This window comes from Bradyrhizobium sp. WSM1743, assembly GCF_000473065.1.
Classification (GTDB): Bacteria; Pseudomonadota; Alphaproteobacteria; order Rhizobiales; family Xanthobacteraceae; genus Bradyrhizobium.
The window spans coordinates 25,427-36,688 of record NZ_AXAZ01000077.1 but is presented as its reverse complement, the minus strand read 5'-3'; the positions used below and the strand labels follow the sequence as shown (position 1 = coordinate 36,688).

Genomic DNA, 11,262 nt, shown 5'->3' with positions numbered 1-11,262 from the left:
TTGGTCAAATTCAACCGAATGGCAAAGCCGGCGACGAGCACAATGGCGACGATCACAATGGCGACGGTCACGACAACGATGATCAATTGACCCCTGAGAACGTGATCGTACCAGAGGGCTACTCGCTGCAGGCTTTTGCGACCGGCTTGACGTTTCCGACCGCGATCACGTTCTCCGATGGTCATGTCTGGGTGAGCGAGTCAGGCGCCACGCCAAACACCGTGCCGGAGATCGTCCAGATCGGATCGGATGGGCATCCCATCCCGGTGCTCGCCAGTAATCAGCTCCCCGCGGGGGTTTTGGCCGGACCGATCACCGACATCACTTTCCACGACGGCGAGATCTGGGTTGCACACCGGCAGGTCGGCGCCAACGACTGGCTGGTCGGCGCTATCTCGAAATTCGATCCCGCCGACCCGGTCGGCAGCTTCACGACCGTGTTGACGAACCTACCTTCAACTGGTGATCACTACACCGAAGAGATCGCCTTCGACGACTCTTCGGGGCGCCTCTTTTTCTCACAAGGGAGTGCCACGAATTCGAGTGTTGTCGGACCGGACAACGAGCTCGTGAGCGGCTGGCTTACGCAGTTTCCTGATTTCCACGATTTCGCCGCGCAGGACGTCGTGCTGAACGGCACCGAATTCCACGCCCCCATTGCGGTGCCCGGGCTCAACCCCGAGAATCAGGTCACGGCACCATTCATGCCGTTTGGTTCAGGCCCGATCGCGCCAGGTACGGTGATACCCGCCGCCACGCCGGATTCGCCGCAAGAAGGGATGATTGCAGGCAATGCTGCAATCTATTCCTTTGATCCGACCGCTGATGATCCCGCGTCGACCCTGCGGCTCGAGGGTTGGGGATTCCGCAATCCGTTCGGGATCGGCTTTGACCCGTCCAACCCCGATCTGCTGTTCGCGACCAACAACGGCGCTGATATCCGGTCGGCTCCGCTGGATGGGCTGCACGTCGTCGAGTCGCGGCCGATCGCGAACGACTTCGACGATCTGTTCGCGTTGAACACGGGTGGGACAGCGGAGTTTTTCGGATGGCCTGATTTCTTCCATGATCCGATTACAGGGGCAGTGCTGCCCGTCACCGATCCTCTGTTCGCGCAAGGCGAGCTTCCAATCCCGCCTCCTGGGTTTGTCCTGGATGAGAACTTCCGGAACAGCCTGCAGGTCGAACCTGCTGTTGCCCAGTTCGAATATCACTCATCGGCCAACAAATTCGACTTCTCGTCGAACGCTCAGTTCGGTTCGGTCGGAGATCTGTTTGTCGCCGAAACCGGCTCGTTCGTGCCGGTCACCGGGGCGCAGGACCTGGTCGGCTACAAGGTCGTCCAAGTGGATCCGACCACCGGCGCCGTGACCGATTTCATCACGCACACCAGCAATACGGTGGAGGATATCTTCGACCCCAACGGGTTCAATAAGCCCATCGACGTCAAATTCCAGGACGGCACGATGTTCATCGTGGATTTCGGGGTGTTCGAGCCGGGGCTCAACCTGGCAGAACCCGGAACTGGAAAGGTGTGGATCCTCTCGCCGACCATCACCGATCCGAACGATCCGACTCATCACCACGATGGTGCGCTGTTGGCGTGACATGAAGTGCGCTGTTGGACCGGTGCCGCGAGGCAAAGCAGGCCATTGGCGCCGGAGCGAGATTCTTGGAATGGGATTGAGGCTGCAGCCAGCCGGTCGGAAGCAGAGACGGACCGGCTGACCGCGTTGGCAGTATGTCAGTCGATGGATAGCTAGCCAGAGGAGGTGGGAATTGCCCCGCTCGCTCTCCAGCTCCATCTCGCCGGGCCGGGACGGGGACTCAGCGTCCGCATGGCGCGCGTGCCGCGGAGCTGTCTTGGGGGTGGCGCTGATTAGCGCGTTGGTGAACGTGCTCTATCTCACGGGCTCGTTCTTCATGCTGCAGGTCTACGACAGGGTCCTGCCGAGCCGCAGCATTCCGACACTCCTCGGTCTCGCCGTGCTGGCCCTCGGCCTTTACGCATTCCAGGGCATCTTGGACGTCGTGCGCGCTCGGGTGCTGGTCCGGCTCGGCGGTTGGCTGGACGAGGTGCTACGCTCGCGGGTTTACGACTTCATAGTGCGATGGCCGCTCGAGGCCGCGTCCTCAGGTGGCGATGGCTTGCAGCCGCTGCGCGACCTTGACCAGATGCGCGCTTTTCTATCCGGCCCTGGTCTGATCGCGCTCTTCGACCTTCCCTGGATACCCGTCTATCTTGGAATCTGCTACCTGTTTCATCCTTTGATTGGTGGGACAGCGCTCGCGGGCGCGCTGATCTTAATTACCCTGACCATTCTGGCCGACGTGCTGACACGATCGCCTGCCCGGCAAGCTGAAACAAATACGGCCAAGCGCAACGCGCTTGCAGAAGCGAGCCGGCGCAATGCCGAGGTGCTCCGCGCGATGGGCATGGGCGTGCCTCTCTCACGACTGTGGGACCAGGCGAGCGCGGCCTGTTTGGCGAGCCAGCAACGCGCCGCCGATATCGGAAGCAGCCTCAGCGCGATCTCGAGAGTGCTCCGCCTGATGCTGCAATCGGCGGTGCTCGGAGTAGGCGCCTATCTGGTGATCCATCAGGAGGCGACTGCCGGCATCATCATCGCAGGTTCGATCCTGACCGCGCGAGCACTGGCGCCGGTCGAACTCGCGGTCGCGCATTGGAAAGGATTGGTGACCGCCCGACACGGTTTGAAGCGGTTCAAGCAGTGGTCGACCTTTTTTACGGAACGAGACCAGCCGACCGCACTCCCGCCGCCTTGCAAAGCGCTCGCGGTCGAGTCCGTTTCAGTGCTGCCCCCGGGGGAGCGGCGGTTCGTCGTTCAGGAGGTATCATTTGCGTTGAAGGCGGGCCAGGCGCTCGGCATCATCGGTCCCAGCGCCTCGGGTAAGTCCTCGCTCGTACGTGCGATTGTGGGCGTCTGGTCGCCTGCACAAGGCACCGTACGACTGGATGCAGCCGCGATCCAGCACTGGAGACCTGAATCGCTTGGTCGCCACGTCGGCTATCTGCCGCAGGATGTCGAGCTTTTTGCAGGAACCGTGGCCCAGAACATTGCTCGTTTCGAATCAGAGCCCGATCCGGCAGCCATCGTCGAGGCAGCCGAGGCGGCCAACATCCATGAGCTCATTCTCCGCCTGCCCGACGGCTATGACACGCGGGTCGGCGAGGGCGGTATATTTCTGTCGGCCGGACAGCGCCAAAGAGTGGCTTTGGCCCGAGCCCTGTACCGCAATCCGTTCTTGGTTGTGCTTGATGAGCCCAGCTCAAATCTGGACGGCGAAGGAGACCAGGCGCTCACCCGCGCGATCGTCGCGGTCCGCGAGCGGGGTGGCATCGCCATTGTTGTTGCACACCGGGCGAGCGCGCTTGCAACCGTCGATCAACTGCTGGTCATGGCCGAAGGGCGCATGCGAGCGCTGGGGGCAAGGGACCAGATCGCAAGAAAGCTCTTTGCGCCGAAGCCGGTGCAGCCGGTACCTCTCGAAAGCCCCGCTCAGGAGATCGGTTCATGAGTGTTGCGCTCACAAGCCAGGCGCTGCCCGCGATCCACCGTCAGCTTCGCATTGGCATCGCAGCGGCCATCGTTCTGGTTGGAGGCCTCGGTGGTTGGGCGGCCACAACCGAACTCGCAGGCGCCGTCGTCGCACCCGGCAGCATTGTGGTCGATTCGAACGTGAAAAAGGTGCAGCACCCGACGGGGGGCGTCGTCGGCGAGCTGCGTGTGCGTGAGGGGCAACCCGTCAAAGCCGGTGAAATCCTGATACGTCTTGATGAAACCGTCACGCGGGCTAACTTGGCCATGGTCGTCAAGAACCTAACCGAACTCACGGCTCGTCAGGCCCGCTTCGAGGCGGAACGGGACGGCAGCGAGGCTGTGACTTTCGCGGATGATCTCGAACGACACTCTTCCGATCCGGTCGTCGCGGCCGTGCTGAAAGGCGAGCGCACCCAATTCGAAGTTCGCCACGCTGCCCGCGCGGGGCAGAAGGCGCAGCTTCACGAGCGCATTGGCCAGGTGCAGGAGCAGATCCGCGGGATGACCGAGCAGGTCACCGCTAAGCAGCGTGAGATCGAACTCATCAACCAGGAGCTCGATGGCGTTCGGCAGCTGTGGCGCAGCAAGCTTGTGCCCATCACAAGGGTTACGGCGTTGGAACGCGACGCGGCACGGTTGCACGGTGAACGAGGCGCGCTGATGTCCTCCATCGCAGAAGCGAAAGGCAAGATCAGTGAGACGGCCTTGCAGATCCTTCAGATCGACCAGGACCTGCGGAGCGAGGTAGGCAAGGAACTCGGTGAGATCCGGGCCAAGATCTCGGAGCTGGTGGAAAAGCGGATCGAGGCCGAGGACCAGCTCATGCGCATCGATATTCGCGCGCCACAAGATGGCCGCGTGCACCAGCTTTCCGTCCACACGGTGGGCGGTGTGATCAACCCTGGCGATGCCATTATGTTGATCGTGCCCGAGAGCGAGCCGCTGCTCGTCGAAGCCAGACTTGCGCCTCAGGACATTGACCAAATCCGGGTTGGTCAGCGCGCGCTGCTCCGTTTCGCCGCATTCAATCTACGCACGACGCCCGAACTGAATGGTAGGGTGATTGAGGTTGCGGCCGACGTCACGCAGGACTCAAAAACTGGAGCGGGGTACTATACCATCCGAATCAGCCTGCCAGATCAGGAGCTGGCGCGGCTCGAGGGCCTCAAGCTCGTGCCGGGAATGCCGGTCGAGGCGTTCATCCAGACCGGTGAGCGCACGGCGCTGTCGTACCTGGTCAAGCCGATTTCGGATCAGATCATGAAGGCGTGGCGCGAGCGATAGGACTGTGCCTCGGGACCAGATCTGTTTGGGGTTAGGTTGAATCGTTTGAGAGCCCCAGCCCGCCTTGTTCTGATTCACAATGCTGCCTGACGGAGGCCAGCACAGGACCGCAGCATCGATACCGTGGCGACAACCTGGACGATGTCCAGCATCCCGATGTCGATCGTGCTCTCGCGGAAGCCGGCGGGGTACTCAAGCCGGGCGGGAAGCTTGTCTCGTCGAGCACGGGCGTGCGCCAGAGCCCCGGGGCGCCGCCGGCTATGCGGTTCAGGTGTCCAAAGTGCGGGGTCAGGCAGACGCTCCGGCGAGCCGTCTCCGGAGCGTCGAAACCCGGGCGCCGAGCTGGGGCGGCGGTACCAAAAGGGAACGAGCTACTCGGGCGACATCCGCCTTTGGCCGAGCTCCTTCACCATCCGGACGATCTCATCCGGCTGGAAGGGTTTCTTCACGATACGGCTTCCAGGCACGGGGCGTGGTGTACTGGGCGAAAAGCCCGTGGCGTAGATGACCGGCAGTTCCGGATCGTGCTCGCGGCAGCGCTCGGCGATCTGCCACCCGTCAACTTGTCCGGTCAGCCTGACGTCAGTGACCAGCACGTCGGCGGCCCGGCGCTTGCACCACTCCAAAGCTTCCTCGCCGGTGCTCGCGTGGATGACGTGGTAGCCCGCCTCGCGCAGCGCTTCGACGACGAATTCGCGGATCAGAGGGTCGTCCTCGACGAGAAGTACGCTCACTGGTGGCTCACAAGGAAATGGCATCCGTCACGCAGTCGAACGGCGCAATGGATCGGTCGTTCCCGACGGGAAAAATCGAGCGGCATGACGCCCGATCGGGCGGCCCTCAGATCGACGCAGAATGTAGCGGGTGTCGAAAGCCGAACGCCGGAGGGTCCTCGAAGGGCGATTGGAACGAATGTTCACTTCTGCACTTAAGTCTCTCGCACCTTGAGAGTTTTGAGCAAGTGGCTACGCATCACCAGGAAGAGCTGTCGGCACAGCAGACACAGGACCCCCGTCCACGCTGCCCGACCTGCGCCGCCTTCCCCCATCTCACTCACGCAATCCTTGAGCCCCGAACCGGGAAAACCGTCCGTCTTTACCGCTGCCGATGCGGCGAACGCATCTGGGATGACTGATTCAGGCTCGCTATCCCGCCACAAAGGCGCATGGTCAAACCATCACCGGCCAAGGCTCTGTCCGTAGGCGTCGGTGCCTGAGAGACCGGTCGCGCTCCCGCCTGCAAGACAAGGGAGCGCCGCTATGCCGATCACACCCCTACTCACGGACGGCAATTTTGAGCCAGAGCAACGGCACGTTCTGGAATTGGCATTCAATGCCGCCCTCCGCAGAATCGGCTTGGTCGATCGCAAGGACCCGATTTGCGAGATCGTGGCCCAGAGGATGATCGAAGTTCAGAGGCGCGGCGTCACCGATGCGGTGGCGCTCTGTGAGATAACGATCCGCGAAATCGGTGTGCCGACCGAGTAGGGTCGGCTCGGTATGCGGAACGCGCCTGGGCGACCAAAGAGACAGAAAAGCCCGCGTTGGACTGTGCTGCCGCACCGGCCGCGAGAGAACAGTCAGGCCTCGGCGGAGCCCGAGAAGAGCGCCGTCGGCGGCGTTGCGCGCGGCGGCGGTATCCGTGCGTAGCTCGATCCGTTGATCTTGAGGTCGTACCGTTTGGCCAGGTCGAGCAGCCGCCGTCGGGTGAACGGATCCGCCTTCTCCGCCAGGTCCCGGGCCCGCTGTGCAAAGCCTCTGTAGAACTCTTCCACGACGCCACCCCCGCAACATCACTGAAAATCGGATTTCAGTGCGGAGCGCGCTTCGCGTCAAGTGGTCTGACGCATCAACGAAGGGCAACATGGGCGGCGACACAGGACGAAGCGTCCGCCGGCAAACGTGCCATTGCTTTCCGACCACTTGGGTCGGAGCGGCCGAATTGACGACATTCCGAATTCGCAGGAACAAACCGCCCGTCGTGAGAGTCGTTCGGGTGTGCTGAAAATCGCGCTTGGTGCACCGACATGCGTTACGTGGCCTATGCAGTCGATCTATGCGGCGTCGTCCATGCGATTTATGAGCTGGAGTGCGGCGCCGATGACGACGCAAGGTGTCGAGCCGCGAAACTCCTCGAAGCACATCCGGTCATAGAGGTCTGGAGCGGCGCTCGGTGCGTCGGGCGATTGACCGCCGATGCGCTGGCGGAAGAGGATCATGCGTCCGCGCCCGATCAACGGCGTAGCGCCTGACAAAACCGAGGACGACATTGCGTGCGAGCAGCTCGGCCCGCACGGCGTTCCTGGCGCTCCCGATCCTGCCCGCATGGTGCCGCAAGTCAAGAAGAACACGCCCAAGCACATCGACCCCGGTCATACCGCTTGATGTGGCGGGGGCTGCCTTCCGCGACAACTGCTCGGTCGTTGTCGAGCCGCGTTGCTTCGCGCGCCTGGCGAATTGTCTTGAGCGAGCGCTCCGTCCGGAACTAAGCTGGGTGCGGCGGGGAAATCGGATGTCGGTATCGCACCAGGTGCGGAAGTTGTGCCCGGTCTGCGGTGTCAATCGGCCTGCAAATTTGGCTCTGACTCACTTTTGATGCAGTTTGGGGGATGTCTGGCGCTTTGATTGGGGAGAATCAGCGCCATGCAGCAAGCACTCCAGCGCTCCAGTCTGGTGCCGCGTGGGTTTGTTGTAGAGAGTGCGCACTACGAAGGCGATAAGGCCGTTATTGTGGTCCGGGCGTCCGGACGTGTTGGTCTGTGTCCGTCGTGCGGAACGGTTTCCCGACGCGTCCATAGCCGGTATCGACGACGCGTTACCGATCTGCCGCTTTCGGGGCGGATCGTGCAGCTCCTGGTGATCGCTCGCCGCTTCCGCTGCGATGCCATCCTCTGCGGGCGCCAAATCTTCACTGAGCGCTTCGCCGAAGGGGTACTGGCTCCCTCGGCGCGACGCACGGCGAGGCTGGACTCTATCATCCATCACCTCGGTCTGGCGCTTGGCGGTCGACCGGCAGCAGACTTCGCAAGACGGCTGGTGCTGCCGGTGAGCAAAGACACGCTCCTACGCGTGGTCCGACGCCGTAGTCGTCCGCCGGCTGACCCGCTCAAGGTTATCGGCATTGATGATTGGGCGTGGCGGCGCAATCACCGGTACGCCAGCATCATCTGCAACCTGGAAAGGCGCCGGATCGTCACGCTGTTGCCGGATCGGGAGCCCGCAACCGCCCAGGCCTGGCTGGCCGCTCATCCCACGATCGCGATCATCGCCCGTGACCGTGGTGGGGGCTATGGTGAAGCTGCGGCAAAGGCTTTGCCGCACGCGGTACAGGTCGCGGATCGTTGGCACCTGATGGAGAACGCCAGTCGGGCCTTCCTCGATGCGGTCCGCAAATCGATGCGACAGATACGTACCGTCATCGGTGCGACCACGATCGATCCCAAGCTGCTAACAGCCGCCGAGCGCCTCCAGTATGAGGGTTATCTGCGCCGCGAGGAGACCAATGCGGCCATCTTGGCTCTGTCGAAGAATGGCATACCCATCAAGCAGATCGTGCGCCAAACTGGCCATAGCAGGAAGCTGGTACGGCAGGTGATCCGCGGCGAACGTAATGATGTCTTCCGGACCCGGCAGAGTTCGCTCGATCAGCACCTGCCGTGGCTCGACGATCAGTGGGCAGCTGGCTGCCGAAACGGCGCTGAACTCTGGCGTCGCCTAACGGCGCGTAGCTTCCGAGGCTCGCTCCGCGTCATCAGCGAATGGGTGACGCGCAGACGACGGGCTGAAAAGGCCGACGCACAGAACCTTCAGCGGATTCCGTCGGCCAGAACGATCGCGCGCCTCATGACAATCGGGCGGGATTTGCTCACGAAAGCGGAGACCATCACGGTGGCGGCGATCGAAGCTGGCGTACCGAACCTGGTCGAGGCGCGCGAAATTATCGCCGAATTCCACTTGATGATCCGGCGCAAGGCCGAGGCGGGCCTCACCCTGTGGATCGACCGGGCTCGCGCTAGTCTTGTCTCCTCGTTCGCGAGCGGCGTCGTGAAGGATGAAGCGGCGGTTCGAGCGGCAATCACGTCGCCCTGGTCGAACGGACAAACCGAAGGACAGATCACTCGCCTCAAGCTCGTCAGACGTCAAATGTACGGTCGCGGCAAAATCGATTTGCTGCAGGCCAGACTGATAGGTGCTGAATGAGTAAGCTGCACCAAAATTGCGTCAGAGCCAATATTGCAGGCCGAATGACAAGCGATCGCCATCCAGTCCCGCAGCAGTCCCTTGTCCTCCCTTGAAAAGGAGGCTCGCCGCTTGAGATCGTCGAGCGTGTCACCGGGGTGGCATCGCTCGAAATCCTCCCGGATCAGCGATTCAAGGTAATTCCGTTCCTCTTCACTGACCGGGTGCAGACTGTAGTTGGAGCTGGTCCACATGGCGATCCTTTGGTAAGCGACACTGCGGTTGGGAGGTCGGCCCCGATATAACTTGGCCGCAGGCTGTTTGTTCGCAAACTGATGGCGGGCCGCATCAGCGTCCATCTGGTCCGATGAAGGTGAAACAGAGTCCAAAACTGGCTGGCGACGCCGGCTCAAAGCCTCACAGGCAGTGCCGCCAATGGCGCTGCCAAAACCCTAGGGCGGCTTAAGCCGGTGCGCATTCCTGGACCAATCGCCTATATTCTCCTCTACGGCGCCTTGTACGCGGCGTTCGGTGTCGCATCTCCTTTCTGGCCAAAGCTTTTTGAAACGAAAACCCTGGTCCCCCAGCAGATCGGCTTGCTGCTGGCCGCTGCCATGCTAACGCGGCTCGTCTCTGGACCGCTGGTTGCGTTTCTCGCTGATTTCTTGGGATCGTTGCGCCTCGTGCTCGCAACCTGTGCCGCCCTGGCCGCAGCAACCGCCGTCGCATTGATGTGGGCCGATACGTTCCCATCCTTGCTTCTGATCGCATTGGTCCAGGCCGCTGTTCTTGCTCCGACGACGTCGATTGCCGATGCGTTGGCGGTCAACGTGTCGAGGCCCCGGATCGCGGAAAGGACGTTTGAGTACGGCTGGATAAGAGGATCCGCGTCGGCGGCCTTTATTCTGGGAACGCTAAGCGTTGGGCAGCTCATTAGCCCCACCGATTTCTCTCCGATCATCTGGATGAATGCCGGCCTGCTGATCGCGGCGGCCGTCGCCACGGCATTGATCCCCGATGGGACCAGTAGAGCCGCACGGCAGCGTGCGCCATCGTCTGGCATGTCTCGGGTCGGCGCAGTACTTGCTATCTCGCGGTTTCGACTCGTGATCTGTATCTCAGCTTTGGTCTACGGCAGCCACGCAATGCACGATGCATTTGCCGTGATTCGGTGGACCGATGCTGGCATGAGCCCCTCAGCGATCAGCTTCCTGTGGTCAGAAGCGGTGATTGCGGAAGTGCTCGTTTTTTGGCTCCTCGGTCCGGCATTCCTCGGTCGGTTTGGCGCCCGCGGTGCAGCTGTTTTGGCTGCCTTGGCAGGAATTGTGCGTTGGTCTATTGCCGGCGTGACGACCTCCGTGCTGGTGCTTGCGCTGATACAGCTACTACATGGACTGACCTTCGCTCTGCTTCATCTCGCGTGCATGCGCATAATGGGCAATCTGATCCCGAGGAACGTCGCCGCAACCGCGCAAGCCTTGTACGCGTTTGGCTCAGGTTTGGTGGCTGCGACGCTGACTTTCCTATCCGGCGTTCTGTACGCCTCATATGCCGGAGCTGCATTCTTTCCGATGGCAACTCTCTGCGCCGTAGCACTCCCGTTGGCCTGGGTTGGCTTAGCAGAAACAAATGATCGCTCTACCGCTGCTCTCTAATCGGAGCTTTGCCAGGTTCGCTCGGATCGCCGCTGTTCCAAACGGCGGCAATGACGATCCTGCCCGGATTGAGGTCGAGCCTCGACCGCTGCGTGAGCGGTCTGCGTGCCGGGCGCTTGCACTTCGGGTTCTCCGGCAGGTCTTTCGGATCGAGCGTGTACTGACTGGCGACCTGAGCCGTGTCTGGCCGCCGCGCGTTGTGCCGGATCGTCGTTCGCAAATATGGATGATGAGTAAGGAAACTTTTGCGGGCGGGTGCGTTCGTTGTCGTACAAAGTGCGCGCTGCGATGGGGAGGACTGCCATGCGATCCACAATCGTTGCGATGCTTATAGCTGTTGGAACTACGTTCGCCTTGCCGACGCTGGCGCAGCAGCAGACGGCACCGAACCCGCAGATGCAGGAGGAGGCGGACAAGGGCCTCAAGACCCGCCAGTCCGGCGAGTCAGGCTATGTCGGCGAGCAGGAAAAGCCAGGTGCTTCTGCTCATCCCCCTGGAAAGACTGACACTGCTCCGCCGACAACCGGCTCGACCAGTGGAACCTCCACGGGGGCGCCTGGTAGCGGCGAAAAGCAGCGGTGA

At 62.0% G+C, this 11,262-nt stretch carries 11 protein-coding genes; 8 read left to right on the top strand and 3 right to left on the bottom strand.

Annotation, left to right across the window (positions count from 1 at the left end; genetic code table 11):
* The 3 genes from YU9_RS49335 to YU9_RS0132255 form a co-directional block, all read left to right on the top strand.
* A partial coding sequence (locus tag YU9_RS49335; RefSeq protein WP_036018675.1) for a hypothetical protein occupies window positions 1-1,607 on the top strand: 1,607 nt, incomplete at its 5' end.
* Window positions 1,608-1,779: 172 nt separating this feature from the next.
* Window positions 1,780-3,540 (top strand): type I secretion system permease/ATPase, encoded by a 1,761-nt coding sequence (locus YU9_RS0132260; protein WP_156952261.1) that lies wholly within the window; start codon window positions 1,780-1,782, stop codon window positions 3,538-3,540.
* Window positions 3,537-4,847, top strand: coding sequence for an HlyD family type I secretion periplasmic adaptor subunit (locus YU9_RS0132255; RefSeq protein ID WP_027576493.1), 1,311 nt, complete (start codon window positions 3,537-3,539; stop codon window positions 4,845-4,847). The genes YU9_RS0132260 and YU9_RS0132255 overlap by 4 nt, the downstream gene beginning before the upstream one ends.
* 371 nt (window positions 4,848-5,218) lie before the next feature.
* Here YU9_RS0132255 and YU9_RS0132250 read toward each other — a convergent pair whose 3' ends face one another.
* A complete protein-coding gene (locus tag YU9_RS0132250) occupies window positions 5,219-5,581 on the bottom strand; it encodes a response regulator (RefSeq protein WP_027576492.1) in 363 nt (120 codons plus the stop codon).
* A gap of 525 nt (window positions 5,582-6,106) precedes the next feature.
* Here YU9_RS0132250 and YU9_RS43110 point away from each other — a divergent pair.
* Window positions 6,107-6,334: a hypothetical protein gene (locus YU9_RS43110; protein WP_051380591.1), complete on the top strand. Its 228-nt coding sequence runs from the start codon at window positions 6,107-6,109 to the stop codon at window positions 6,332-6,334.
* Window positions 6,335-6,426: 92 nt separating this feature from the next.
* Here the strand turns inward: YU9_RS43110 and YU9_RS0132240 are convergent, their stop codons facing one another.
* Window positions 6,427-6,621, bottom strand: a complete 195-nt coding sequence (locus YU9_RS0132240; RefSeq protein ID WP_027576491.1) for a hypothetical protein — start codon at window positions 6,619-6,621, stop codon at window positions 6,427-6,429.
* A 279-nt stretch (window positions 6,622-6,900) separates the two neighbouring features.
* On the bottom strand, window positions 6,901-7,065 hold the full coding sequence (locus YU9_RS49330; protein WP_198028338.1) for a hypothetical protein: 165 nt from the start codon (window positions 7,063-7,065) through the stop codon (window positions 6,901-6,903).
* Here YU9_RS49330 and YU9_RS43105 point away from each other — a divergent pair.
* The 4 genes from YU9_RS43105 to YU9_RS43095 all read left to right on the top strand — a co-directional run bounded on the left by YU9_RS43105 (window position 7,064) and on the right by YU9_RS43095 (window position 11,262).
* Complete coding sequence (locus tag YU9_RS43105; protein WP_198028337.1) at window positions 7,064-7,231, top strand: hypothetical protein; 168 nt, start codon at window positions 7,064-7,066, stop codon at window positions 7,229-7,231. The two genes, YU9_RS49330 and YU9_RS43105, sit on opposite strands and share 2 nt — an antisense overlap.
* Window positions 7,232-7,489: 258 nt before the next feature.
* On the top strand, window positions 7,490-9,046 hold the full coding sequence (locus YU9_RS0132230) for an ISL3 family transposase (RefSeq protein WP_027576490.1): 1,557 nt from the start codon (window positions 7,490-7,492) through the stop codon (window positions 9,044-9,046).
* 449 nt (window positions 9,047-9,495) lie between these two features.
* Window positions 9,496-10,680 carry an MFS transporter gene (locus YU9_RS43100; protein WP_036018668.1) on the top strand — a complete coding sequence of 395 codons (1,185 nt, stop codon included), beginning with the start codon at window positions 9,496-9,498 and terminating at the stop codon, window positions 10,678-10,680.
* 303 nt (window positions 10,681-10,983) lie between these two features.
* Window positions 10,984-11,262, top strand: a complete 279-nt coding sequence (locus YU9_RS43095; protein WP_156952260.1) for a hypothetical protein — start codon at window positions 10,984-10,986, stop codon at window positions 11,260-11,262.